Origin of the sequence: Paenirhizobium selenitireducens ATCC BAA-1503 (genome assembly GCF_900492185.1) — a bacterium.
GTDB classification, from domain to species: domain Bacteria; phylum Pseudomonadota; class Alphaproteobacteria; order Rhizobiales; family Rhizobiaceae; genus Allorhizobium; species Allorhizobium selenitireducens_A.
Window position 1 is genome coordinate 55,664 of record NZ_UEYP01000002.1, and the last position, 25,884, is coordinate 81,547.

The window sequence follows — 25,884 nt, forward strand, 5'->3', positions numbered from 1 at the left end:
TTGCGGCAAGCTGACCTTGGATTCAGGCGGCGAGCTTGCGATAGCCGGCCGTCACCGAGGCCGAGGCGATCAGAACCGGGTCGTGACGGCGGCTCGTCACGCGCCGCGGGATGCGCCGTCGCATATGGCGATGAATGGCCTGCGCGCCGAGCGCCTCGGCGATCCAGGTGACAAGGGCGAGCGCGAGGAAGATGCCGACAAGCATTGCCGCCTCCTGCGGCAATGATGTGCCGGAGCGCAGGAATTGCGTCAGCAAGACGGCGGCGAAGACATAGTTCCAGCGATCAAGCGCGACGACGACAAAGGCGTGGCGCATGATTCGCAGCGGCTTTTTTTCGGGAAGGTTGTCGTTGTCCGCGAGCGTCGCACGTCCGTGATGCGGGCGCCACAGGCGGATAAGAACGAGCAGGAGAAAACCGGGTCCGAGCCAGCGCACGGGGTCGAGGATCTCCGGCACGGTATTGAGCAGCCCGGCAAGGGCGAGCAGCGTCAGACTCGAAACGAACAGTACGGCCACAGCCAGCGCGGGAAGCGTGGCGAGGATCGACCTCGGCCCGCGGGCGCGGGCCTGGGACATGACGGCAAACGTCACCCGATTGGGCGATGCCAGGAAGGCCGCCGAGACGGCGGCGAAAGCCAGCCAGGTTTCAAGTGACATCGATGCTACTCCTCCACCCGAAGAGCAAGCCAGCTTTCGCCCGTGCCGTCAATTGGCCGGGTGGAATTTCTGGCCCATATAGTCCATCACCTCGTGGAACCACGGGGTGTTCAGATCAAACGCCTTGCCGCCCTTGATGCGGGGGAATTCGATGACCCGCAGGCGGCCGTCCTGGTCCTCGTCATGACCGGTGACGCCGGAGATCTTGTTCAGGCCGCTTTCGACGGCGAGGTCGACCATGCTCTGGATGAGCCGCAGGTCTTCATAATTGGCCGGCGCCGAGCGTGCATAATAGCCCGACTTCTGCACCATGGAACGGTCGGCCTTCAGCAGCTTGGCGAAGTGCTTCTGGAACCAGTTGCCGACATTGATCGTGTCGATCTTCACGTGGCCGAAGGCGTCGCGCTTGACTTCCTCGCCGGCCGCCTCGCGGTCCGCGACGATCTCATCGAGGCAGGCGCCTTCCGAGACGAACAGGGTGACATAGCCGCTCTTGTCCATGATCTCCTTCAGGCGCTCCGCCTCGGAATCGAGATCGAAATGGGTTTCCGGCAGGTAGAGGCCGTCGATATTCTTGAGCTCGGTGTTCATCATCAAGCCTTCGACATACTCGTTGTTGCGCGTCCGGTTGATGTAGGCGCGCGCCGTCGCGGCGGTCAGCCATCCGCAATGGCGGCCCATGACTTCATGGATGACCAGCGTGCGGGGCGCGGCGCTCTGCTCGTTCGAGACGTGGTCGAAGAAGCGGGCGCCGACCTCGGCCGCCGTCCAGGCACCGAGCGACTGCCTGATCGGCACGACGTCGTTGTCGACGGTCTTCGGCAGGCCGACGACGGTCAGATTATAGCCGTTGGCGCCGAGATAGGCGGCAAGATCGGCGGCGGTGGTGTTGGTGTCGTCGCCGCCGATGGTGTGGAGGATGGTGACGCCGTCCTCGGCCAGGCGTTCGGCGGCGACCCTGAGCGGGTTTTCGCCTTCCTTGGTCAGGCCCCGCTTCGCACAGTCGGCCGCATTGGTGAGCTTGACGCGGCTATTGCCGATCGGCGAGCCGCCGTAGCGATGCAAAACATGGGCCTTCTCGCGCATGTCCTTGGTGATCTGGATGCTGTCTCCCAACAGCACGCCCTGATAGCCCGACCGGTAGGCGATCATGTCGATCTCCGGGGCGATGTCCGTGTAGCGCTCGATCAATCCGCCGACGGCGGATGAGAGGCAGGGCGCCAGGCCGCCGGCGGTCAGCATTGCAACTTTCTGTTTGGCCATCGATCCTCCTTCGGCGCCACATCCGGTGCCGTTGTCTTGCGGGTTTCCGGGCGAATGGATGCGACGAGCGGATGGCCTTGTAAAGGGAAAAGTTCAGGAAATACGGGCCTTTCGGCCGAGCCAGACGACGAAGGCGACGGCGATCGCGAATATAATCGTTTCAATGCCGATGTGCTCGCCGAGCAGGATCGTGGAAAACAGCAGCGTGACGAAAGTCTGCATCAGTTGGATCTGCGCGACGCGCGAAATGCCGCCGATCGCCAGCCCCGCGTTCCAGAAGATGAAGCCGCCGAACATCGACAGCAGGCCGTGGTAGAGGAGGGCGCCGATCGCGGCATGGCCCGGCGCCGTGACACCGCTCGAATAGGTCAGAGCCGCCCCGATCAACGAGAGCGGCAGCATGACGACGAGCGCCCAGGAAATGACCTCCCAGCCCGAGAGCCGGCGTGCCAGCCGGGCGGAGAGCACGTAGCCGAGCGAGGCCGAGATCGCGGAGGCGAGCAGCCACAGATCGCCGACCTCGAGATGGAAAAAGCTCTGGCGGGCGGAGAAGGCGACGACGAGGGCCGCACCGGCCACGCCGCACAGCCAGAACAGCGGGCTCGGCCGTTCGCCGTCGACGATCACGGCGAAGATCGAGGTGAGCAGCGGCAGCAGCCCGAGCACGACGCCGCCATGGGCGGCCGGCAGGCTCTGCATGGCGATCGAGGAGAAGATCGGAAAGCCGAAGACCAGGCAGATGCCGGCGAGGAACAGGGCCGGGAAGGCGCCGCGCGGCCAGCGCTTGCCGAGCACCAGAAGCGCCGTGCCCGCTGCCGCCGAGGCGATCACCGCACGGCCGAAGGTGATGAACAGCGGCGAGAAGCCGTCGAGGGCGATGCGGGTCATCGGCAGGGTGAGCCCGAAGATGGTGACGCCGATCGCGCCGAGGACGAGGCCGAGCGCGGGAGAGGGGATTGCCGATTTCATGCGGGCTCCGCTGGGAGGAAATGCGGCGGTGGTCGCATGAGACAGACGAATAGTCCAATCAATCCGCGAGATGGACCGGCGGTCGTGCCAAAGGGATCCGATGGCCGCCGGCCTGGCCGAAGGGGAGCGATACATGGTCGCGATTCAGCGTTTCGCAATCGAACGTGAATAAAGTTTAATGTCCGGCAGGGCCTGTCCGGCTTGCTTTTTCCGGTGATATTTGGTCAACCTCGCTGATGATTATCGATTTCGCCTGCGAACAGATCGCGTCGTTGTGGGATCGTCTGCTGGGCGCTATCGGCGATGCGGCGGGCAGCGTCCTGTCGGGCATGGTCGAGGCGGTCCGCACGGTTTTCGAGGGCGATCCCGAAACCCGCCGTCGTGTGTCCTTCTCCGTTGCGATCATCGCCTTGTCCGCCAAGATGGCGAAGGCCGACGGAATTGTCACCGTCGCCGAGGTCGATGCCTTCCGCAGCATCTTCGATTTCCCCGAGGAGGAAGCCAAGAACGTCGCCCGGCTTTACAACCTGGCGCGCCAGGATGTTGCCGGCTACGAAGCCTATGCCGAGAAACTCGCGAAGCTCTGCCGGACATGCGAAAACTTCTGCCCCGTGCTCGAGGACATTGTCGACGCGCTGTTCCACATCGCCAAGGCCGATGGCTTGCTGCACGAGAAGGAAATGGATTTCCTGGCGCGCATCGCTGAAATCTTCGGGATAACCGAGGAGCGCTTCCAGACGATCACCGAGCGGCACGTGCACCTCGACGGCGATCCCTATGGCGTGCTCGGCGTTCAGCGGTCTGACGATTTCGCCACCATCCGCAAGCGTTACCGGGCGCTGGCCGCGGAGCACCATCCCGACCGGCTGCATGCCCGCGGCGTTCCATCGGAGTTCCACGCCGTGGCGCATCATCGCATGGCCAAGCTCAACGCCGCCTATTCGGCAATCGAGAAAGAGCGCCGCGCCGCATGACGCCGTTCACCGCCGATTTCGCCGGCGCAACCGTCATGCCGTCGCCCAATTGCGGCGAACGGGTAGGCGGCGATCGCCCCGACATGATCATCCTGCACTATACCGGCATGCCGGAGCATGAGGCGGCTCTCGCCTGGCTGCGCAATCCCGAAAGCCAGGTTTCCAGCCACTACTTCGTGCATGAGGACGGACGGATCGTTCAGATGGTGCCGGAGCAACGGCGTGCCTGGCATGCGGGCAAAAGCTTCTGGGCGGGTGAGACCGACATCAATTCACGCTCGATCGGCATCGAGATCGCCAATGCCGGGCATCCGGCCGGGCTCCCGGGATACCCTGATCGGCAGGTCGAAGCGGTCATCGAATTGTGTCGTGATTGCGGCGAAAGGCTTGGAATCGCCCCGGAACGCGTGTTGGCCCACTCCGATGTGGCGCCGGTTCGCAAGGTCGATCCGGGCGAAAATTTCCCCTGGGGACGACTTCATGCGGCGGGCGTCGGCCACTTCGTCGAGCCGGTGCCGGTGCAGGGCGGACGGTTTTTCCAGAACGGCGACCATGGGCAACCCGTCGAAGCCTTGCAGTCGATGTTGTCGCTTTATGGTTACGACATTGATATTACCGGAGAATATTCCGACAAGACCGAAGGCGTCGTGGCTGCGTTCCAGCGCCATTTCCGCCCCGAACGGGTGGACGGGATCGCCGATATGTCGACCATCGAGACACTGCATCGGCTGCTCGCGACGCTGCCGCGCTACGCCTGAAATTTGGGCCGCGAGCGAGCGCCTTTTGGCCGGCCGGCCAAACGCGCGAAACGCTAATTTGTTGCATCGCCACACGAATTCCCTATTTCGCCGCTCTAAAGAACGAACTGAACGGCGGCACGGGCACCCAGATTTTGCGGACCGTGTTTGCGAATATCAACGATGAGAGCATGGGCGGCGCCTGACCGGACGGTTGGGCGAACGAGGAAGATTGCGTCCTGAGCGGACGTTCGCCCACCTTTCTGGTTCGGAGACTGACTTTTACATGATGAAGCGAATTGTTGCTGCTGCGGCATGCCTCGGTATTCTTTTGTCCTCGTCTATGACGGCCTTCGCCGGCGATGACGAGCGTAGCTTCAAGGCTTCGATCAAGACGGTGGAGCGGGAGGCCGGCTATCCGGCGCCTTCCTTCTCCAAAAGCCCCTATACGAGCCTGATCTCCAAATACGCCAAGACCTACGGCGTTCCGGTGGCACTCGCCCACGCGGTGGTCAGGGTCGAAAGCAATTTCAATCCCAAGGCGCGCGGCAGCGCCGGCGAGATCGGTCTCATGCAGATCAAGCCGGCCACGGCCCGGATGATGGGCTATTCGGGCTCTTCCAAGGGGCTGTACGACCCCGAAACCAACATCCGCTACGGCATGAAGTATCTGTCGATGGCGCATGACCTGGGCAATGGCCAGACCTGCTCGACCATTCTGAAGTACAATGCCGGCCATGGCGCCAAGCGGATGAACCCGGTCTCCAAGCGCTATTGCGGCAAGGTGCAGGCCCTGTTGGCGTCGTAATCCCATCGTAATCCCCCCTGGCGGCGCGACGAGCGGTCGCGCTGCCTTCACTCCTGCCCGAGGGGCGCCCGCCGATCCGGTCTCGCGGCAGGCCCTGCGATATGCAAACGCCCTCAAAGATTCGGCTCTTGCCGACAAGGTCATGATCGGCAAGAAGCTTGTCGCGATGTTTCGACAGGGATTGCGACATGACCGACAGGTTCAAATTCATCATCATCGGCCGCGGCATGCTGGGCTCGGCCGCCGCCCGCCATCTTGCCGGGCGCGTGGACGGGGTGGCCCTGATCGGCCCCGATGAGCCTAAGGACGCCGCCCGGCACGAAGGTGTGTTCGCCAGCCATTACGACGAGGCCCGCATTACCAGGACGATCGACACCGATCCGGTCTGGGCGCTGCTGGCGAAGCGATCGATCGCCCGTTACGGCGCGATTGCCAAAGACAGCGGCATCGATTTCTTCCAAGAAGCCGGTTGCCTGATGGTCGGGCCGAGGCGCGGCGGCACCGATCCCTATGTCGCCGACATCTGCCGTGCCGCCGAGCAGGTCGGCGCTCAGGCGCGCATTCTCGATGCAGCCACCCTGAGGGAAGGCTTTCCATACTTTGACTTCGGTACGGGCTGCGAGGGCGTGTTCGAGGCGGTCGGGGCCGGCTACGTCAATCCGCGTCGTCTGGTCGAGGCGCAGTCGGTGCTGGCGCGGCGCGCGGGCGCGACACTCATTTCCGCAACGGTCGTCGCCACGCGCGAGACCGACGACGGGGTCGTGGTCACGACGGCGGACGGGCAGGAGATCCGCGGCGAAAAGGTTCTGGTCGCGGCCGGCGGATTCTCCATTGCGGAGAATCTCTTGCCCAAGCCGGTTGATCTGTCGGTTTATGCTCGCACCGTCGCCTTCTTCGAGATCCCGGATGACGAGCTTTCCCGCTATGCCGGCATGCCGTCGCTCATTCATCAGCCCGACGATCCGCATGACCACATCTATCTCCTGCCGCCGGTGCGCTACCCGGACGGCAAGACCTATCTGAAGATCGGCGGCGATCCGGACGATCTGGCGCTTGCAACCGAGCCGGAGATCCGAGCCTGGTTCAGGAGCGGCGGACGGGAGAGCACGCGCGACCATCTCAAGCGAATCATTGACCGTCTCATTCCGGGCCTTTCCGCGGCGCCCCTCAGCATGGGCGCATGCGTCACGACTTTCACCCCGAACAACTACCCGGCGATTGGCTATGCCAGCGACCGGGTCGCCGTGCTGACCGGCGGCTGCGGAGCGGCCGCCAAGAGTTCGGACGAAATCGGCCGGCTCGGCGCGGAACTGCTGATCGGCGGCGGTCTGGACGAGGCCGCCTATGGCGATGTTTTTCGACCCTCTTTCCGCTGATTGTTCACCATCTGCGGCCATGCGCGCCGCCGGGACCTGTTTTTGGTGGCAATCGCCCGGCCGCTCGGTTAAGGACGCGGTGCCAGTTGGCCGGGCAGCCGCGCTTTACCAATGCCGAAAGGCGGTAGGGTGAGGAAAGTCCGGGCTCCACGGAAACACGGTGCCGGATAACGTCCGGCGGGGGCGACCTCAGGGAAAGTGCCACAGAAAGCAAACCGCCTCGCTCGCGAGGTAAGGGTGAAAGGGTGGGGTAAGAGCCCACCGCGTCGCTGGCAACAGGGACGGCACGGTAAACCCCACCGGGAGCAAGACCGAATAGGGATGACGCGGGTCACGCGCAAGCGTGGCCACAGCCTGTTTCCGGGCCAGTCATCCGGGTGGGTTGCGTGAGGCAGCGTGCAAACGCTGTCCCAGATGAATGGCTGCCACGTTCCGGGAAACCGGAGCCATACAGAACCCGGCTTACAGGCCAACTGGCAATTTTCCCCCCGTTTTCGTCGCGAATTCTTCGCAGAATCAGCCGGGGAATCCAATGCGCTGAAAAAGCTTCACAATTTCGTCTCAACCCTGACCAGCTTCGGTCAAGGTCGAGCGTGATAAAGCATTGGTCCGACGGGCATTTCTAACCATTCGTTAAGCTTAACCGCTTATCAATATTTGATCCCGTTCAGGGTCGTGAAGTCCTCAGTCCCATTGACGCCCATATAGTCCCATGTTATCCCATAATCGTACCGTTGAGGGGTCGATCAAGGTCCCGGAAATCGCAATCGGAAACGGGTCGGCCGCCAGTTACGACGGGTGGCCTGCGGTTCGGTTTGGCGGATCGGCGGTGCGGGTGGTGTCGAGTTCGCAAGGGTGGCCTGGCCATTCTCTGCAAGAAGGGGGTGCGGTCGGCAGTCATGAACCGCTTCCTGTCCAGCGCGATAAACAGGATCGATGCGAAGGGGCGGGTTTCCGTGCCGGCGGTATTTCGTGCCGTGCTCGCGCAACGCGATATCCAGGAGCTGTACTGCATCCAGGATTTCGTCTTTCCGGCCATCAGTATCGGTGGTCCGGACCTGCTGGAGCGCTACGAGCGGCAGATTTCGGCGGGGGACCCCTTCTCGCGGGAAGGCAACGAGATGTCGCTGCTGGTGCATGGTGGCGGGGTCTTCATGAAGCTCGATGCCGAGGGGCGTCTCATGGTCACGGATTTCATCCGCGACTTCACCGGCATCACGGCGGAGGTTTGCTTCGTCGGGCGCTCGGATCATTTTCAGCTTTGGCAACCGCAGGCGTTCCACGAGGCGCAGGTGGCGGCGAGGGAAGCGCGCAGGCTGCGAGGGCTGCATGCTTCATAAGACGGGGAAACGGAATGGCGGCGAATCCAGGCGGAGGTTCTTCTGATGCCGGTGGCGGACCGGTTCGCCACATTCCGGTCCTCCTCGGCGAGGTTCTGGCCGCGCTCGAGGCGGGGCCGGGCAAGGTCATTCTTGACGGCACCTTCGGTGCCGGCGGCTATACCGCTGCGATTCTCGAGGCTGGCGCCGACGTCATAGCACTCGATCGCGACCCGACGGCGATCGCCGCGGGGCAGGCGCTCGTCGCCGCGCATGGCGGTCGTCTCAAGCTCCATCACACGCAATTCTCTCATCTGGCGGACTATGCGCCGCAAGGCGGTCTTGACGGCGTCGTGCTCGATATCGGTGTCTCGTCGATGCAGATCGACGAGGCCGAGCGCGGCTTCTCGTTCCAGCGGAACGGCCCGCTCGACATGCGCATGTCGGGCGCCGGCGTTTCCGCCGCCGACGTCGTCAATCGCGCCAAGGTCGGCGACCTCATTCGCATCTTCGGCTTCCTCGGCGAGGAGAAGCAGGCGGGGCGCATTGCCCGCGCCATCGAGAAACAGCGCCTCAAGGAACCGTTCCGCACCACACGCGACCTCGCCGGGCTGATCGAGATCGTCACGCCGCGCAAGGCGAAGGACAAGATCCATCCGGCGACCCGCGTCTTCCAGGCGCTGCGGGTCTTCGTCAATGACGAGCTCGGCGAGCTTGCCCAGGCGCTGTTTGCCGCCGAGCAGGTGCTGAAGCCTGGTGGGCGGCTGGTGGTCGTCACCTTCCACTCGCTGGAAGACCGGATCGTCAAGAAGTTCTTCTCCGAACGCTCGGGCAAGGCCTCCGGCTCGCGGCACCTGCCGATGGTGCATGAGCGGGCGGCAACCTTCGAGCCGATCGGCAAGCCGATGGTGGCGGCCAGCGAGGCCGAGGCGGAGATCAATCCGCGGGCCCGTTCGGCCAAGCTGCGGGCGGGGTTGCGCACGGCCGCGCCCGCCGAACGCCCGGACATGGCGATCTTCGACCTGCCCGATCTGGCAAGCCTCGAAAAGCTGGGAGTATGACCGATGATTAGGACATTCGATCTCCTACTGATCGGCGCGATGGCGGCCGCCGCCGCCGTGACCTACCAGATCAAGCATCTCGCCGATAACAAGCTCGAGGAGGTCCGGCGGCTGGAGGCCGAGATCAAGCTCGAGAAGGATACGATCGACCTGCTTAAGGCCGACTGGGCGCTCCTGACCCAGCCCAACCGGCTGCAGCGGCTGATCAACGTCTATGGCGCGGAACTGGAGCTCCAGTCCACGGCGCCGGACCAGTTGGCGCGGCCCGTAGAACTTCCCATGCCGAAGGATCAACTGCCCAAGCCCGAGGTGGCCGAAGGCACGAAGAGCCAGGATCCCGTCAAGGATCTCATCACAACCGGATCGGTGAAGCCCTGATGACATTCCTCTCGCGAATCATGCTGCTGAAGAGCCAGGCGCATTTCTCGACCGACGTGCAGCGCGGCGGTGGGCCGACGATGAATGGGGCCGCGTTCAAGGGTACTGGAAAGCGCAAGACCGAACTTGCCCGCAAGCGCGTCGGCCTGATGATCGCCGGTTTCGTCGTCGCCTATGGCGTGATCGGTGGACGCCTCGTGCAATATGGCTATGCCCAGCCAGAAGTGACGTCGAGCATCCTTCCGGCCGACCGGCTTATGGCGTCGCGTCCCGACATTCTCGACCGCAATGGCGAGGTCCTGGCGACCGACATCCGCACCGTCTCGCTGTTTGCCGAGCCGCACAAGATCGTCGATCCGGACGAGGCGGTTGAGAAACTGGCCACGGTCCTCACCGACATCGATATCAAGGGCACCTACAAGAAGCTCTCCAACCCCAACTCGCATTTCCAGTGGCTGCGCCGCCAGTTGACCCCCAAGCAGCAGAGCCAGATTCTCGCGCTCGGCATTCCGGGCATCGGCTTTCGGCCGGAGAAGCGCCGCTTCTACCCCGGCGGTTCGACCGCCTCGCACATCGTCGGCTATGTCAACATCGACAATCGCGGCATGGCGGGCATGGAGAAGTACATCGACAACCAGGGGCTCGCCGACCTGCGCGACCTCGGCATGACGAGCAATGCGCCGCTCGAGCCGGTCAGGTTGTCGATCGACCTACGCGTGCAGAACATCGTGCGTGACGTGCTGGTCAACGCGATCGACAAGTTCAAGGCGCTGGGCGCCGGCGCCATAGTCATCGACGCGAATACCGGCGAGGTCCTCGGCATGGGATCGCTGCCGGACTTCGACCCGAACAATCCGGCCGCCAGCGCCCAGGAAGGCTGGCTCAACCGCATGACGAACGGCACGTTCGAGATGGGATCGACCTTCAAGACCTTCACCATCGCCATGGGGCTCGATTCGGGCAAGATCTCGATCAACGACAGCGTCGATGCCCGCTATCCGATCCGCATCGGCGGTTTCACCATCAAGGATTTCCACGGCAAGCACAGGATCCTGACGATCCCGGAGGTCTTCCAATACTCGTCGAACATCGGCACCGCCAAGGTCGCCGACCTGGTGGGGACGGAGGGCCACAAGGAATTCCTCACCCGCCTCGGCCTGCTGTCCAAGGTCCGCACCGAACTCCCGGAAGTCGCCATGCCGTCTCAGCCGCGGGAATGGAAGAAGATCAACTCGATCACCATTTCCTTCGGCCACGGCGTCTCGACCACGCCTTTCCAGACGGCCGTTGCCGGCGTGGCCATGGTCAATGGTGGCAGGCTGATCGAGCCGACCTTCCTGCCGCGCACGCGCGAACAAGCCGAGCAATTCTCCACACAGGTCATCCAGCCGTCGACCAGCAAGGACATGCGCTTCCTGTTCGAAACCAATGGCGTCAAGGGGTCGGGCCGCAATGCGCGCGTCGAAGGCTTCAATGTCGGCGGCAAGACCGGTACGGCCGACAAGGTGGTCAACGGCCGCTATGTCGGCGACAAGAACTTCAATGCCTTTCTTGCCGCTTTCCCCATCGATGACCCGAAATATGTGGTGCTGACCTTCATCGACGAACCGAAGACCGACAAGGGCAATGGCGCGGCGCTGGCCGGTACCTCGGCCGCGCCGATGGCGGGCGAGATTATCCGCAGAAGCGCCGCAATTCTCGGTGTAGAACCCAAATACGGGGAAGACGGTTCGGCCTTGCTCGTCTCTTATTGAGCCAATTTCAAATCAGGCGGCGATTCTATCAGAAACGCCTCCCAGCAGTGGATGAATGATCGATGTTGTTGCGGGATCTGGCGGGCGCGGAGTTTCAGGAACAGGTGGAGAAGGCCGGTGCTGCCGCCGGCGCCATCGAGATTTCCGGGCTCTCCGCCGATAGCCGCAGGGTCGAGAAGGGCACGCTCTTCGTCGCGCTGTCCGGCACCAAGGCCGATGGGACCGCCTATGTCGCCGATGCCGTTGCGCGTGGTGCCGTCGCCATCGTCGCCGGCCATGCCGTCGATTCCTCCGTTCCTGTTGTCATCGTCGAAAACCCGCGCCGGTTCCTGGCGGTTGCGGCGGCCGCCTTTTTCGGTCGCCAGCCACCCACCATGGTGGCCGTCACCGGCACGGCCGGCAAGACATCCGTTGCCTCGTTCACGCGGCAGATCTGGGCCGAAGCCGGTCATCTCGCCGCGCAGATCGGCACGACCGGCGTCATCTCGCCGAGCCGCAACGACTACGGCTCGCTGACCACGCCGGATCCGATCGGGCTGCACAGGCTGCTTGCCGAACTCGCCGACGAGGGCGTCACCCATGCGGCGATGGAAGCCTCCAGCCACGGCCTCGACCAGAGCCGCCTTGACGGCGTCAGGCTCGCCGCGGCCGCCTTCACCAATCTCGGCCGCGACCACATGGACTATCACCCGACGGTCGAGGACTACATGGCCGCCAAGATGCGGCTGTTCGACACGCTGCTGCCCAAGGGGGCGCCGGCGGTGATCTTCGCCGATGATCCGTGGTCGGCCGAGGCGATCCGGGTGGCGACCGCGGCCGGTCACAAGGTGTTGACGGTCGGTCGCAACGGCCAGTTCCTGGCTTTGAAGCGGGTCGAGCACTTCCGCCACAAGCAGGTTGCCGAAGTGCATTTCGGTGACGCGATCTTCGAGGTGCACATCCCGCTCGCTGGCGATTTCCAGGTCGCCAATGCGCTGGTCGCAGCCGGTCTTGCCATTGCTACCGGCGTCGATGCGGCCGTGGCGATGAAGGCGCTGGAAAAGCTGAAAGGCGCATCCGGCCGTCTCGAACTGGTCGGACAGACGAAGGCCGGGGCGCTCGCCTATGTCGATTACGCCCACAAGCCGGATGCGCTGGAGAACGTGCTGGCGTCGGTCCGTCCCTTCACCACCGGCCGTGTGATCACCGTCTTCGGCTGCGGTGGCGACCGCGACAAGGGCAAGCGGCCGATCATGGGCGAGATCGCCTGCCGGCTTGCCGACATCGTCATCGTCACCGACGACAATCCGCGCTCCGAGGTCCCGGCGGTCATCCGCTCGGAGATCATGGCGGCCGCACCCAAGGCGATCGAGATCGGTGACCGGGCGCAGGCGATCCGCGCCGCGGTTGCCATGTTGTCGGCGGGGGACACGCTGATCGTCGCCGGCAAGGGGCATGAGGAGGGCCAGACCGTCGGCGATGTCACGCTGCCGTTCTCGGATCATGCGGAATTGCGCAAAGCACTGGAGGAGTTTGACCATTGACCTTTCTTTGGACGGCGCAGGAAATGATCGAGGCCATGGCGGGGCGCCCGTTCGGGTCGCTGCCCGCGGGGATCACCGGCATATCCATCGACAGCCGGACGATCGCGCCGGGTGAAGCCTTCTTCGCCATCAAGGGCGATCGGGTGGACGGCCATGACTTTGCCAGTCTCGCGATCGCCAACGGCGCTTCGCTTCTTGTCGTTGCCGAATCCAAGCTTCCCGCCCTCGGCCGCCTGACGGTGCCGATGATCGTTGTCGACGACGTGCTGGGCGCCCTGCAGAAGCTGGCGCAGGCGGCCCGTGACCGGAGCTCGGCAACGATCATCGCGGTCACCGGCTCGGTCGGCAAGACGACCACCAAGGAAATGCTGCGGCTGGCGCTCGCTCCCTCCGGCAAGGTGCATGCCGCCGTCGCATCGTTCAACAATCACTGGGGCGTGCCGCTGACCCTTGCCCGCATGCCGGTGGACACCCGCTACGGCGTGTTCGAGATCGGCATGAACCATGCGGGCGAAATCGGCCCGCTGTCGCGCATGGTCCGCCCCGACGTGGCCATCATCACCACGATCGCCCCCGCCCATCTCGGCAATTTCAAGGACATCGAGGAGATCGCCGCGGCGAAGGCGGAGATCTTCGAAGGCGTCGTGCCGGGCGGCGATGTCATCCTCAATCGCGACAACAGCCAGTTCGACTTTCTCGAACAGGCTGCGCAGGCGGCCGGCATCGACAATGTTCACAGCTTCGGCCAGCATGCCAAGGCGGAGTTCCAACTGGCCGAGTTCGACGGCGCGGCCGAGCTTTCGACCGTCTGGTTCAATCATGGTGGAGAAACCCGCGAGGTCGTCATCGGCGCGCCGGGGCAGCACATCGCGGAGAACGCCATGGCGGTGCTCGGAACGGTCTTGCTGGTCGGCGCCGACATCGACGCCGCAATCGAGGCACTGGCGCAGCTTTCCGCCGTAAAGGGCCGCGGCGCGCGCCATCGCCTGTCGATCGGCAATGCGAGCTTCACGCTGATTGACGAGAGCTACAATGCCAACCCGGCCTCGATGCGCGCGGCGATCGCCGTGCTGGCGGCAGCCCAGCCGGAAGGCGAGGGGCGGCGGATCGCGGTCCTCGGCGACATGCTGGAGATGGGGGCTTTCTCGCCTGCGGTTCACGCCGAGCTGGCGAGCCCGCTGCTGGCGGCCGGCATCGAGCATGTCTGGCTTGCCGGTTCGGAAATGGCCGCGCTGCGCGACGCCTTGCCCGAGAGCGTCGACATCGAATATCGCGCGACCACGGATGAACTCGTTTCCTTCGTGACCGGCGCCGTCGCTCCCGGCGACGTGGTCATGGTCAAATCCTCGCTCGGCCTCGGTTTCGGCAAGATCGTCTCCGCTCTCCTTGACAAGTATCCGGCATTCCCCGACACGGGGCGCCAAATTTAATCCGGGCTTTTGGAAAGGGCTCCAATGCTGATCTGGCTTGTGGAACTGTCGGACAATTTTCAATTCTTCAACCTGTTCCGTTACATCACGTTCCGCACGGGAGCCGCGCTCCTGACCTCCGCCCTCGTCGTCTTCCTCTTTGGCCCGACGATGATCGCCTCGCTGCGCGTCCGTCAGGGCAAGGGCCAGCCGATCCGCGCCGACGGACCGCAGACCCATTTCAAGAAGGCCGGGACGCCGACCATGGGCGGGCTGATGATCCTCGCCGGCATCGTCGTCTCCTCGCTTTTGTGGGCCGATCTTTCCAGCGTCTACGTCGTCTCCACCCTGCTGGTCACGCTCGGCTTTGGCGCCATAGGCTTCTATGACGACTATCTCAAGGTGACGAAGCAGACGGACAAGGGCTTTTCCGGCAAGGCGCGCCTCGGTATCGAATTCGTCATTGCCGGTATCGCCGTCTACTTCATGATGACGACGGCGCTCAGCTCCGGACCGCAGGGCTCGACCTTCGGTTCCTCGATCGCCTTTCCCTTCCTCAAGGACTTCAGCATCGATCTCGGCCTGTTTTTCATCGTTTTCGGCGGCTTCGTCATCGTTTCGGCGGGCAATGCGGTCAACCTGACGGACGGCCTCGACGGTCTGGCCATCGTGCCGGTGATGATTGCGGCCGCCTCCTTCGGCATCATCGCCTACCTCACCGGCAATGCGGTGTTCTCCAACTACCTGCAGATCAATTTCGTTCCCGGCACCGGCGAGCTTGCCGTCGTGCTCGGCGCCGTCATCGGGGCTGGCCTCGGCTTCCTGTGGTTCAACGCCCCGCCGGCGGCGATCTTCATGGGCGATACCGGTTCGCTGGCGCTCGGCGGCCTGATCGGTTCGGTCGCGGTCGCAACCAAGCACGAGATCGTCATGGCGATCATCGGCGGGTTGTTCGTCGCCGAAACGCTGTCGGTCATCATCCAGGTCGGCTATTTCAAGCTGACCGGCAAGCGCGTCTTTCTGATGGCGCCGATCCACCACCATTTCGAAAAGCTCGGCTGGACCGAGAGCCAGGTGGTGATCCGCTTCTGGATCATTGCCGTCGGCCTCGCCATGCTCGGCCTTTCGACGCTGAAGCTGAGGTGAGGGCGCAATGATCCCGGCCACCACGTTCAAGGGCAAAAGGGTAGCGCTGTTTGGCCTCGGCGGCTCGGGCCTGGCCACGGCGAAGTCGCTGGTGGCCGGCGGTGCTGACGTCGCCTGCTGGGACGACAATCCGGACAGCGTCGCCAAGGCCAAGGCCGAAGGCATCCCGACCGAAAACCTGCGCGGCATCGACTGGAAGGCCGTCTCCACGCTGGTCCTGTCGCCCGGCGTGCCGCTCACCCATCCCAAGCCCCACTGGTCGGTCGACCTTGCCCGGGCGGAAGGTGTGGAGGTGATCGGCGACGTCGAGATTTTCGTGCGCGAGCGCCGGGCGCATGCGCCGGACTGCCCGTTCATCGCCATCACCGGCACCAACGGAAAGTCGACCACGACGGCACTGATCGCCCATATTATCCAGTCTTCGGGGCGCGACACCCAGCTCGGCGGCAATATCGGCCGCGCCGTACTCACTCTCGATCCGCCGAAGGCCGGGCGCTTCTTCGTCGTCGAGTGCTCGTCCTACCAGATCGATCTGGCCCCGACGCTCAACCCGACTGCCGGCATCCTGCTCAATGTGACGCCCGATCATCTCGATCGTCACGGCACCATCCAGCATTATGCCGATATCAAGGAACGCCTGGTCGCTGGGAGCGGCACCGCGATCGTCGGCGTGGACGACAGCTACTCGGAACGGATCGCCGACCGCGTCGAGCGGGCCGGCACGAGGGTCGTGCGCATTTCCAAGCGCCAGCCGCTGGCCGACGGCCTCTACAATGAGGGGCATCGCATCATCGAGGCGCATGGCGGCGCCACCGCCGTGATCGCCGACTTGAACGGCATCCAGACGCTGCGCGGCGCGCACAATGCGCAGAATGCGGCAGCCGCCATCGCCGCCTGCCTCGCCGTCGGCGTGTCGCCCGACGAGGTGAGGGCGGGACTTAAATCCTTTGCCGGCCTGAAGCATCGCATGCAGCCGGTCGGACAGCGTGGCCGGGTCGTCTTCGTCAATGATTCGAAAGCAACCAACGCGGAAGCGGCGGCCCCGGCGCTGTCGAGCTATGATAGGATCTATTGGATCGCCGGCGGCCTGCCGAAGGAGGGCGGGATCTCCAGCCTGTCGCCGCTCTTCCCGCGGATCGCCAAGGCCTATCTGATCGGCGAGGCGGCGTCCGCCTTCGCCTCGACGCTCGGCAATGCCGTGCCTTACGAAATCTCCGGGACACTGGAAAAGGCTGTCGCCCATGCGGCGGCCGATGCGGCCATGGAAAATAACCCGGTTGCCGTGATGTTATCCCCGGCTTGCGCAAGCTTCGACCAGTACAAGAACTTCGAAGTTAGAGGTGATGCCTTCGTCGGCCACGTCGCGGCCCTCGACGGAGTGACGATGCTGGTCGACGTGCCCAAGGGAGGCAATTGACATGGTAAGCCGCGTTGAGAGAGGTCCGGTCGCCGACTGGTTCTGGACAATCGACCGCCTGTTCATGATCACCTTCATCCTCTTGATGGGGATCGGGTTCATGCTCTCCTTCGCGGCGTCACCGGCGGTCGCCGAACGCCTCAATCTCGACAGTTTCCACTTCGTCAAGCGACATGCCGCCTTCATGCTGCCGGCGCTCGGCGTGATGATCGGGCTTTCCTTTCTCACCCCGCGCCAGGTGCGCCGCACGGCCATGGTTATCCTGGCTATGTCGCTGCTGATGATGGTGGCGGCGCTGTTCTTCGGCATCGAGGTCAAGGGCGCGCGGCGCTGGATCACCCTTGCCGGCATCTCGATCCAGCCGTCCGAATTCATGAAGCCGGCCTTTGTCGTCATCTGCGCCTGGCTGTTTGCCGAACACGCACGCCAGCCGGAAATCCCCGGCAACCTGTTCGCCATCATCCTGTTCGGCATTGTCGGAGCGCTGCTCGTCGCCCAGCCCGACCTTGGTCAGACCATCCTGATCTCGGCCGTCTGGGGCGGCATGTTCTTCATGGCCGGCATGCCGTGGCTGTGGATCACGCTGCTCGGCGGCATCGGCGTTGCCGGTGTGTTCGGCGCCTATCTGACGCTACCCCACGTCGCCGGTCGTATCGACCGCTTCCTGACCGGTGAGGGCGACACTTTCCAGGTGGATACCGCCCGCCAGGCGATCATCCGCGGCGACTGGTTCGGCCAGGGGCCGGGCGAGGGGATCGTCAAGCGAATCATCCCGGACAGCCACACCGACTTCATCTTTTCGGTCGCGGCGGAAGAATTCGGCATCTTCTTCTGTATGGTCCTCGTTTCGATCTTCGCCTTCCTCGTCATCCGCGGCCTTAGCCACGCCTTCAAGGAGCGCAATGACTTCAACCGTTTCGCCGTCGCCGGTCTGGTGCTGCTGATCGGCACGCAGTCGATGATCAATATCGGCGTCAATCTCGAGCTGCTGCCGGCCAAGGGCATGACGCTGCCGCTCATCTCCTATGGCGGCTCGTCGATGGTGGCGATCTGCGTCACGGCCGGCTTCATCCTGGCCCTGACGCGACGGCGGCCGGAAAAGCGCGCCCAGGAGCGCAGCCTGTTTCGCGCCGTTCACGGCGTTCCGGCGGAGTAAGTCGTCATGACAAAAGGCATCATCCTGCTTGCCGCCGGCGGTACCGGCGGCCATCTCTTTCCGGCCGAGGCTTTAGGGCACCTGCTCGCCGAGCGCGGCTACTCGGTCCACCTCGTCACCGACAGCCGCGCGGAGCGCTATGCCGGCACCTTCCCGGCCGAGGCGATCCACATCGTTGCCTCCGCGACGATCGGTTCGAAGAATCCGGTCGCGGTGGCCAAGGCCCTGCTGTCGCTGTGGACGGGATTTCGCCAGGCAAAACAGTTGATGCGCCGGTTGAAGCCGGTTGCCGTGATCGGCTTCGGCGGCTATCCGACCGTGCCTCCGCTTCTGGCCGCTGCCGGTCTCGGCGTACCGACGCTGCTGCATGAGCAGAACGCGGTCATGGGCCGCGCCAACAAGGCGCTCGCCACGCGGGTCAAGGCGATTGCCGGCGGCTTCCTTCCCGAGGGCGGGACCTATGCCGACAAGACGGTGGTGACCGGAAATCCGGTTCGTCCGGCGGTGATTGCCGCTTCGTCCATCCCCTACAGCCCGTCGCAGCCCGGCAGCCCGTTCCGCCTCGTGGTGTTCGGCGGCAGCCAGGGTGCGCAATTCTTCTCCTCGGCCCTGCCGAACGCCATCAGTCTCCTGGACGCCTCGCTGCGCAACCGCCTGAGCGTCACGCAGCAAGCCCGGCCCGAGGATGCCGAGCGCGTGAAGGGCTGTTACGAGAAGCTCGGCGTTCCTGCCGAGGTGTCGCCCTTCTTCAACGACATGGCGGCACGCATCGCCGCCGCCCATCTGGTCATTTGCCGCTCCGGCGCCTCGACCGTGTCCGAGCTTTCGGTCATCGGGCGGCCATCGATCCTCGTCCCTTATCCCTATGCGCTCGATCATGACCAGGCGGCCAATGCGGCGGCATTGGCGGCGGCCGGCGGTGCCAGCGTGATCGCCCAGTCGGAGCTTTCGCCGGAGCGTCTGGCGCAGTTGCTGACCAGCGCCATGCAGGAGCCGGAAAGGCTGGCGCGGATGGCGGATGCGGCGAAAACCGCGGGAAAGCCGGATGCAACGCGCTTGCTCGCCGATCTGGTTGAGTCTATTGCCGCAGGCAAGAATATCGCTCACGTGAAGGGAGCCAATTCATGAAGATGCCGACCTCCATCGGGCTCGTCCATTTCATCGGCATCGGTGGGATCGGGATGAGCGGCATTGCCGAAGTGCTGCACAATCTCGGCCATCGCGTGCAAGGGTCGGACCAGTCCGACGGGGCCAATGTCCAGCGCCTGCGCGCCAAGGGCATCGAGGTCTTCGTCGGGCATAAGGCCGAGAACCTCGGTGATGCGGAAGTGGTGGTCGTTTCGACCGCGATCCGGAAGGACAATCCCGAACTCGTCGCGGCCCGCGAAAAGCTGCTGCCGATCGTGCGGCGGGCGGAAATGCTGGCCGAACTGATGCGATTCCGCAATGCCATCGCCATCGGCGGCACGCATGGCAAGACGACGACAACCTCGATGGTTGCAGCATTGCTCGATGCCGGCGGGCTCGACCCGACCGTCATCAACGGCGGCATCATCAATGCCTATGGCACCAATGCCCGCATGGGCGAGGGCGAGTGGATGGTGGTGGAGGCCGACGAATCGGACGGCACTTTCCTCAAGCTCCCGGCCGAAGTGGCGGTCGTCACCAATATCGATCCCGAACACCTCGACCACTACGGCAATTTCGATGCCGTTCGCGCCGCCTTCCGGCAATTCGTCGAGAACGTGCCGTTCTACGGCTTCGGCGTGATGTGCCTCGACCATCCGGAAGTGCAGGCACTGGTTGGTCGCATCGAGGATCGCAAGGTCATCACCTATGGCGAAAACCCGCAGGCCGACGTGCGCTATTCCAATGTGAGGCTCGAGGGCACGCATTCGATCTTCGACGTCGAGATCCGCCGCCGCCGCACCGGCCGGGTGTTCAATTTCAAGGATCTTCGGCTGCCCATGCCGGGTCGCCACAATGTCGCCAATGCCTGCGCCGCGATCGCGGTCGCCAACCGGCTCGACATTCCAGAAGAGGCGATCCGCAAGGGCCTTTCGTCCTTCGGCGGCGTCAAGCGCCGCTTCACCTTGACCGGAACCTGGAACGGCGTGCAGGTGTTCGACGACTACGGCCACCATCCGGTCGAGATCAAGGCGGTGCTCAAAGCGGCGCGTGAAGCCTGCCAGGGCCGCATCATCGCCGTCCACCAGCCGCATCGCTATTCGCGCCTGTCGAGCCTGTTCGAGGATTTCGCCAACTGCTTCAACGATGCCGACACGCTGTTGCTCGCTCCGGTCTATGCCGCGGGCGAAGACCCGATCGAAGGCGCCACCGCAGAAGCCCTTGTCGAGCGTATCCGCGCCGGTGGCCATCGCGACGCGCGCTATTTGCCGTCGTCCGACCAGCTTGCACCGATCGTGGCGGGCATTGCGCAACCGGGTGATTTCGTGATTCTGTTGGGAGCAGGTAACATCACGCAATGGGCGGCGGCTCTGCCCCGCGAACTGGAAGCGTTGTCAGGAAAGTCTTGAAATGAAGCAGGTGGATGGGGAAAAGCTGCTGGCCTCGCTCGGGCCGGGTGTGGATCAATTGCGTGGCCGTCTGACGCCCGACGCCCCGATGGATCGCGTCACTTGGTTCCAGGCCGGCGGTCTTGCCGAACTGATGTTCCAGCCGCACGACACGGATGACCTCGTCGCCTTCCTGAAACTGCTGCCCGAAGAGGTCCCGCTCACCGTGGTTGGCGTCGGCTCCAACCTTCTGGTGCGTGACGGGGGTATTCCGGGCGTTGTCATACGCCTGTCGGCCAAGGGTTTCGGCCAGGTCGAACTTGCCGGCGAAAACCGTATCCGCGCCGGCGCGATCTGCCCGGACAAGCACGTCGCCGCGATGGCCATGGACCACAATATCGGTGGTTTCCACTTCTACTACGGCATTCCCGGCTCGATCGGCGGAGCGATCCGCATGAATGCGGGCGCCAACGGCGGCGAGACCGCCGAGCGTCTGATCGAGATCGAGGCCGTCGACCGCCAGGGCAACATCCATGTCCTGTCTAAGGCCGAGATGGGCTACAGCTATCGCCATTCGGCGGCACCGGAGGGGCTGATTTTCACCAGCGCGCTGTTTGAAGGCTATCCGGAAGAAAAGGCCAAGATCCGCGCCGACATGGATGCCGTGCGTCACCATCGCGAGACAGTGCAGCCGGTCAAGGAAAAGACCGGCGGCTCGACCTTCAAGAACCCGCCCGGTCACTCGGCCTGGGAACTGATCGACGAAGCCGGTTGCCGCGGGCTGATGATCGGTGGGGCGCAGATGTCGTCGCTGCACTGCAATTTCATGATCAATGTCGGCCATGCCACGGCCTATGATCTTGAATATCTCGGCGAGACCGTGCGCCAGCGCGTGTTCGAGCATGCCGGCATCAAGCTCGAATGGGAAATCAAGCGCATCGGCATCTTCATGCCGGGCCGCGAGGTCAAGCCCTTCCACGGCGTCACGACAGCCTGAGATAAGGGGCAGGGCGGGGCACCCCGTCCATCCCGGTGCCCGGCGTTCGGCTGTCGCAGGTCGGCGAATAAAATCGAATCGCCTGCCTCCCCGCGACGAATTGTTAAGCGGCTCCCCCTATGCTTTCATGGGTTTGCGGAGTGGCTCATGGAAAATGCAACGAAGAACTGGATCGTCGGCCAGCTGACGCTCGGGGAGTTTTCCAGCCGCAGCGCAGTGGTTTCACGCGCGGTGTGGATGGCGGCGAAGATCGCGGTCCTCGCCTATGTCCTGAATGTCTGCGCCCATTTCGCCCTCGTCGCCTTCGACCTTCTGCCTTACGATCTTGCGCCGGCGCTGGTGATCGCCACCGTGCTGACGCCCCCGGTCTCCTTCGTTGTCGCGGTCATCGCCTATGCGGTCGTCGGTTTTGCCATCTACGATCTCGGCATCTCGCGTGCCGAATTCGAGCGGATCAGCCGTATCGACATGCTGTCTGGCCTGCTCAACCGCCGTGCCTTCCAGAGGGCCTTCGACGACGGAAAGGGCGATGTCTCCCTCGTCCTTTTCGACATCGATCGCTTCAAGACGATCAACGATACCTTCGGTCATTCGGTCGGTGACGAGGTGATCGCTGCCGTGGCGGAGGTCATCCGGGAAGGGTTCGACGAGTCGGAGGTCTGCGCGCGGATCGGCGGCGAGGAATTCGCGGTCTTGTGGCCGGCTTCGGGTGTCGAGACGATCACCGAACGGGCCGAGCGTGTCCGCCGCCGGGTCGCCGCACTCGACATTCCCTGCAACGGTCGTCGCGTCAAGGTGACGATTTCGGGCGGCGTTGCGGACCTGCCGAATGGTCGCAGCTTCAACGAAATCTTCTCCGAGGCCGATCGTGCGCTCTATGTGGCCAAGGCCGGTGGGCGCGACAGAATCGTCTGCCACCGCGACATCGACTCGCTTTCGACCGGCATGATCATGCTGCCGACGGCTCTCGCCGGTGCCGAGCCAAGCCGCCGGGCCGGCTGACCCGCCATCGGCACTTTCTGGAAAAGTGGTTGATACGCAAGGGTTTGTGATCCTGATCGCCTGGGTCGCGCGGCAAAAAAATCGAGCCGTCGGGCCCTCCGGTTAACGAAAGTAAACACTTCATTAACCTTAATGTCGTCTAACTGATGCAAAGGACGGCGCCCCTCCCAACCGAGAAATCCGGCGCCAGGTGTCCGGTTGGTGTTTCGCGATATGCGGGGGGCGTTGATGAGTGGCAAACATGTAGCCGTCCTGATGGGTGGCCTTTCCTCCGAAAGGCCGGTGTCGCTTTCCTCCGGGAAGGCGTGCGCCGAGGCCCTCGAGGCTGAGGGCTACCGCGTCACGCGCGTCGACGTTGACCGCAATGTCGGCCAGGTTCTCGCCGAGTTGCGTCCGGACGTCGCCTTCAATGCACTGCATGGGCCGTTCGGTGAGGATGGCACGATCCAGGGTGTGCTCGAATACCTGCAGATCCCCTATACACATTCCGGCGTGCTCGCCTCGGCGCTCGCCATGGACAAGGGGCAGGCGAAGATCGTCGCCGGCAGTGCCGGCGTGCCGGTCGCCGAAGCGCGCGTCATGTCGCGTTTCGAAATCGGCAACGAACATCCGATCGCGCCGCCCTATGTGGTCAAGCCAGTGTGCGAAGGTTCGAGTTTCGGTGTCGTCATCGTTCGCGAGGACATGGCGCATCCGCCGCAATCGCTGACCTCGAGCGAATGGCGCTACGGCGATCGCGTGATGGTCGAGCACTATGTCGCCGGTCGCGAGCTGACCTGCGGCGTCATGGGTGGCAAGGCGCTCGGCGTGACCGAGATCGTGCCGCAGGGTCACAGCTTCTACGATTACGACTCGAAATATGTCGCGGGTGGTTCGCGGCATGTGCTTCCTGCGGAAATTTCACCGAAAATTTACCAAAAAATACAATCATTGGCCATTGCGGCGCATCAGGCAATCGGGTGTCGCGGGGTGAGTCGCTCGGACTTCCGTTACGACGATCGCTTCTCCGAGGATGGCGAGCTCGTCTGGTTGGAAATCAACACTCAGCCCGGCATGACCCCGACCTCGCTGGTGCCCGAAATGGCGGCGCATGCCGGTCTTCGTTTTGGTGAATTCTTGCGTTGGATGGTGGAGGACGCGTCTTGTTTGCGGTGAGCGGCGATAGATCTGCGGATATGGGTGGGCACCACAACGTGGCCTCCGGTTCTGCCGGCGAGGGGCGGGTTTTGCCTCGTCCGATGCGCCGTGTCGTGCGCTTCGTCGTCAGCCTCTGCTCGGGCCGCATCGTTATTCCGGCCCATGCCGGAAAGGTTTCGCTCGTAGGTTTCTATTCCGCCGTGGCGCTCTACGGGATCGTCGTCGGTGGTCATGGACCCGCGGTCGTCCAGGCGATGACGACGGGTGCGGGATTTGCCGTCGAGGATGTTCACGTCTCCGGCAATCAGCACACGTCCGAGATCGACATTCTCCAACTGCTCGGCCTGGATGGTTCTACCAGCTTGCTGGGTCTCGACATTGCCGCTGCCCGTAAGGCCCTGGCGGAGATGCCCTGGGTCGAATCGGCCGAGGTTCGCAAGGTCTATCCTCGGGCGGTCGAGGTCGTGCTGCGCGAGCGTCAGGCCTACGGCATCTGGCAACACGGCACCGAGCTTTCGCTGATCGAGAAGTCCGGCAGCGTGATTGCTCCTTTGCGCGACAATAAGTTCGCCTCCCTGCCGCTGTTCGTCGGGCGCGATGCCGAGACGGCCGCCGCGACGGTCGAGGCGCAGTTCGCAAGCTTTCCGGGCATCGCCTCGCGGGTGAAGGCCTTCGTTCGCGTCGCTGGTCGTCGCTGGGATATTCATCTGGACAATGGCGTCATCGTCAAGTTGCCCGAGGACAATGTCGATGCGGCCCTCGCCAAGCTGGCGCGTCTGGATGCCGAGCAGCAGCTCCTGGCGCGCGACATCGCAGCCGTCGATCTGCGGCTTCCCGATCGCACCACCATCCGGCTGACGCCGGAGGCCCAGGAACGTCGTCTTGCAGCGGTTGAAGAGCGGCGCAAGATGCTCAAGAAGGCGGGGCAGAACATATGAGCCTGTTCGGAAGCTCCCACTTCGGTCTGCCGCGCATGAAGCCGCTTTCGTCGAAGCGGGTGCATGTCGTGTCGGTGCTCGACATCGGTTCGACCAAGGTCGTCTGCATGATCGGCCGCCTGACGCCGTGCAAGGAAAGTTCGGTCCTGCCGGGTCGCACTCATAATGTCGAGGTCATCGGCATCGGCCACCAGCGCTCGCGCGGCATCAAGTCCGGCGTGATCTCCGATCTCGACGCGGTCGAAGGCGTCGTGCGGCTCGCTGTCGATGCCGCCGAGCGCATGGCGGGTCTCACCGTCGAAAGCCTGATCGTCAACGTCTCGGCCGGTCGCATCGGCTCCGACGTCTACACGGCCACCATCGATCTGGGTGGCCAGGAAGTCGAAGGCAGCGACCTGAAGAAGGTTCTCGTCGCCGCCGGGCAGCAGTCCCAGGGCAATGACCGTGCCGTGCTGCATTCGCTGCCGACCGGCTTCTCGCTCGACGGCGAGCGCGGCATCCGCGATCCGCTCGGCATGTATGGCGATGTGCTGGGTGTCGATATGCATGTCGTGACCGCCGAGCGCGCGGCGCTGCGCAATCTCGAACTCTGCATCAATCGCGCGCACCTGACCGTGGAGGGCGTGGTCGCCACCCCTTACGCCAGCGGCCTTGCTGCCCTGGTCGATGACGAGGTCGAACTCGGCTGTGCCGCCATCGACATGGGCGGCGGCATGACGACGATCTCGGTCTTTGCCGAAGGCAAGCTCATTCACACCGATGCAATCAGCATAGGCGGGCATCATGTGACGACCGATCTGGCGCGTGGCCTGTCGACCCGCATCGAGGATGCCGAGCGTCTCAAGGTGGTGCATGGTTCGGCGCTCGCCAACGGGGCCGACGAGCGCGAAGTGGTTTCCGTTCCGCCAATCGGCGAGGACGACCGTGACCAGCCTCTGCAGGTGCCGAAGGCGCTGTTGACCCGAATTATCGGCGCCCGCATCGAAGAGACTCTTGAACTGTTGCGCGATCGGATTCAGAAGTCGGGCTTCTCGCCCGTCGTCGGCAAGCGAGTCGTCCTCACGGGCGGCGCCAGCCAGCTGACCGGCATGCCCGAGGCGGCTCGCCGCATTCTGGCCCGCAACGTGCGAATCGGGCGCCCGATGGGTGTCGCCGGCCTCCCGGCCGCGGCCAAGGGCCCCGCTTTTTCGACCGCAGTCGGATTGATGATTTATCCGCAGGTCGCCGATCAGGAAACGCATGCCGGGCAGGGCGGGTTGTTCTCTCCCTTCGGCAACGGAAACAGCCGGATGGCCCGCATGGGCCAATGGCTGAAGGAAAGCTTTTGAATTGACTCCAGGCCGCTG

23 protein-coding genes and 1 other RNA gene are annotated in these 25,884 nt (G+C 63.9%); 21 read left to right on the forward strand and 3 right to left on the reverse strand.

Going from position 1 to position 25,884, the window contains the following annotated elements; genetic code table 11:
• Nucleotides 1-22: 22 nt before the first annotated feature.
• From RHIZ70P_RS04040 to RHIZ70P_RS04050, 3 genes are all read right to left on the reverse strand, one after another.
• Nucleotides 23-658, reverse strand: coding sequence for a LysE family translocator (locus RHIZ70P_RS04040; protein ID WP_115669113.1), 636 nt, complete (start codon nt 656-658; stop codon nt 23-25).
• 48 nt (nt 659-706) lie between these two features.
• Nucleotides 707-1,921, reverse strand: coding sequence for a pyrophosphate--fructose-6-phosphate 1-phosphotransferase (locus RHIZ70P_RS04045; RefSeq protein ID WP_115669114.1), 1,215 nt, complete (start codon nt 1,919-1,921; stop codon nt 707-709).
• Between the two features lie 93 nt (nt 1,922-2,014).
• Nucleotides 2,015-2,890: a DMT family transporter gene (locus RHIZ70P_RS04050; protein WP_115669115.1), complete on the reverse strand. Its 876-nt coding sequence runs from the start codon at nt 2,888-2,890 to the stop codon at nt 2,015-2,017.
• A 236-nt stretch (nt 2,891-3,126) separates the two neighbouring features.
• Between RHIZ70P_RS04050 and RHIZ70P_RS04055 the strand changes: the two genes are divergently transcribed.
• The 21 genes from RHIZ70P_RS04055 (at nt 3,127) to ftsA (ending at nt 25,866) form a co-directional block, all read left to right on the forward strand.
• Nucleotides 3,127-3,864: a J domain-containing protein gene (locus tag RHIZ70P_RS04055; protein WP_115669116.1), complete on the forward strand. Its 738-nt coding sequence runs from the start codon at nt 3,127-3,129 to the stop codon at nt 3,862-3,864.
• Nucleotides 3,861-4,622: an N-acetylmuramoyl-L-alanine amidase gene (locus RHIZ70P_RS04060; protein ID WP_115669117.1), complete on the forward strand. Its 762-nt coding sequence runs from the start codon at nt 3,861-3,863 to the stop codon at nt 4,620-4,622. The genes RHIZ70P_RS04055 and RHIZ70P_RS04060 overlap by 4 nt, the downstream gene beginning before the upstream one ends.
• 265 nt (nt 4,623-4,887) lie before the next feature.
• The gene (locus tag RHIZ70P_RS04065; protein WP_115669118.1) at nt 4,888-5,409 is read left to right on the forward strand and encodes a lytic transglycosylase domain-containing protein; all 522 of its coding nucleotides are present in this window, start codon (nt 4,888-4,890) and stop codon (nt 5,407-5,409) included.
• Between the two features lie 188 nt (nt 5,410-5,597).
• Nucleotides 5,598-6,785 (forward strand): FAD-dependent oxidoreductase, encoded by a 1,188-nt coding sequence (locus tag RHIZ70P_RS04070; protein WP_115669119.1) that lies wholly within the window; start codon nt 5,598-5,600, stop codon nt 6,783-6,785.
• An 82-nt stretch (nt 6,786-6,867) separates the two neighbouring features.
• Nucleotides 6,868-7,266, forward strand: an RNA gene (rnpB, locus tag RHIZ70P_RS04075) — RNase P RNA component class A.
• A 418-nt stretch (nt 7,267-7,684) separates the two neighbouring features.
• A complete protein-coding gene (gene mraZ / locus RHIZ70P_RS04080) occupies nt 7,685-8,125 on the forward strand; it encodes a division/cell wall cluster transcriptional repressor MraZ (protein ID WP_115669120.1) in 441 nt (146 codons plus the stop codon).
• A gap of 14 nt (nt 8,126-8,139) precedes the next feature.
• Complete coding sequence (gene rsmH / locus RHIZ70P_RS04085) at nt 8,140-9,165, forward strand: 16S rRNA (cytosine(1402)-N(4))-methyltransferase RsmH (protein WP_115669121.1); 1,026 nt, start codon at nt 8,140-8,142, stop codon at nt 9,163-9,165.
• A gap of 3 nt (nt 9,166-9,168) precedes the next feature.
• Nucleotides 9,169-9,543, forward strand: coding sequence for a cell division protein FtsL (gene ftsL / locus RHIZ70P_RS04090; RefSeq protein ID WP_115669122.1), 375 nt, complete (start codon nt 9,169-9,171; stop codon nt 9,541-9,543).
• On the forward strand, nt 9,543-11,297 hold the full coding sequence (locus RHIZ70P_RS04095; protein WP_115669123.1) for a peptidoglycan D,D-transpeptidase FtsI family protein: 1,755 nt from the start codon (nt 9,543-9,545) through the stop codon (nt 11,295-11,297). Before ftsL ends, RHIZ70P_RS04095 begins: the two co-directional genes overlap by 1 nt.
• Before the next feature lie 62 nt (nt 11,298-11,359).
• The gene (locus RHIZ70P_RS04100; protein ID WP_115669124.1) at nt 11,360-12,820 is read left to right on the forward strand and encodes a UDP-N-acetylmuramoyl-L-alanyl-D-glutamate--2,6-diaminopimelate ligase; all 1,461 of its coding nucleotides are present in this window, start codon (nt 11,360-11,362) and stop codon (nt 12,818-12,820) included.
• Nucleotides 12,817-14,250: a UDP-N-acetylmuramoylalanyl-D-glutamyl-2,6-diaminopimelate--D-alanyl-D-alanine ligase gene (locus RHIZ70P_RS04105; protein WP_115669125.1), complete on the forward strand. Its 1,434-nt coding sequence runs from the start codon at nt 12,817-12,819 to the stop codon at nt 14,248-14,250. The genes RHIZ70P_RS04100 and RHIZ70P_RS04105 overlap by 4 nt, the downstream gene beginning before the upstream one ends.
• A gap of 24 nt (nt 14,251-14,274) precedes the next feature.
• Nucleotides 14,275-15,375, forward strand: a complete 1,101-nt coding sequence (mraY, locus tag RHIZ70P_RS04110) for a phospho-N-acetylmuramoyl-pentapeptide-transferase (protein WP_115669126.1) — start codon at nt 14,275-14,277, stop codon at nt 15,373-15,375.
• Nucleotides 15,376-15,382: 7 nt separating this feature from the next.
• Complete coding sequence (gene murD / locus RHIZ70P_RS04115) at nt 15,383-16,792, forward strand: UDP-N-acetylmuramoyl-L-alanine--D-glutamate ligase (protein ID WP_115669127.1); 1,410 nt, start codon at nt 15,383-15,385, stop codon at nt 16,790-16,792.
• A 1-nt stretch (nt 16,793) separates the two neighbouring features.
• On the forward strand, nt 16,794-17,948 hold the full coding sequence (gene ftsW, locus RHIZ70P_RS04120) for a putative lipid II flippase FtsW (protein ID WP_115669128.1): 1,155 nt from the start codon (nt 16,794-16,796) through the stop codon (nt 17,946-17,948).
• A 6-nt stretch (nt 17,949-17,954) separates the two neighbouring features.
• A complete protein-coding gene (murG, locus tag RHIZ70P_RS04125) occupies nt 17,955-19,076 on the forward strand; it encodes an undecaprenyldiphospho-muramoylpentapeptide beta-N-acetylglucosaminyltransferase (RefSeq protein ID WP_115669129.1) in 1,122 nt (373 codons plus the stop codon).
• Nucleotides 19,073-20,485, forward strand: coding sequence for a UDP-N-acetylmuramate--L-alanine ligase (gene murC, locus RHIZ70P_RS04130; protein WP_115669130.1), 1,413 nt, complete (start codon nt 19,073-19,075; stop codon nt 20,483-20,485). Before murG ends, murC begins: the two co-directional genes overlap by 4 nt.
• Before the next feature lies 1 nt (nt 20,486).
• A complete protein-coding gene (murB, locus tag RHIZ70P_RS04135) occupies nt 20,487-21,461 on the forward strand; it encodes a UDP-N-acetylmuramate dehydrogenase (RefSeq protein ID WP_115669131.1) in 975 nt (324 codons plus the stop codon).
• 147 nt (nt 21,462-21,608) lie between these two features.
• Nucleotides 21,609-22,463 carry a GGDEF domain-containing protein gene (locus tag RHIZ70P_RS04140; RefSeq protein ID WP_115669132.1) on the forward strand — a complete coding sequence of 285 codons (855 nt, stop codon included), beginning with the start codon at nt 21,609-21,611 and terminating at the stop codon, nt 22,461-22,463.
• Between the two features lie 228 nt (nt 22,464-22,691).
• The gene (locus tag RHIZ70P_RS04145; protein ID WP_115669133.1) at nt 22,692-23,618 is read left to right on the forward strand and encodes a D-alanine--D-alanine ligase; all 927 of its coding nucleotides are present in this window, start codon (nt 22,692-22,694) and stop codon (nt 23,616-23,618) included.
• 20 nt (nt 23,619-23,638) lie between these two features.
• Nucleotides 23,639-24,538 carry a cell division protein FtsQ/DivIB gene (locus tag RHIZ70P_RS04150; RefSeq protein ID WP_115669134.1) on the forward strand — a complete coding sequence of 300 codons (900 nt, stop codon included), beginning with the start codon at nt 23,639-23,641 and terminating at the stop codon, nt 24,536-24,538.
• The gene (gene ftsA, locus RHIZ70P_RS04155) at nt 24,535-25,866 is read left to right on the forward strand and encodes a cell division protein FtsA (RefSeq protein WP_115669135.1); all 1,332 of its coding nucleotides are present in this window, start codon (nt 24,535-24,537) and stop codon (nt 25,864-25,866) included. Before RHIZ70P_RS04150 ends, ftsA begins: the two co-directional genes overlap by 4 nt.
• Nucleotides 25,867-25,884: the final 18 nt, after the last annotated feature.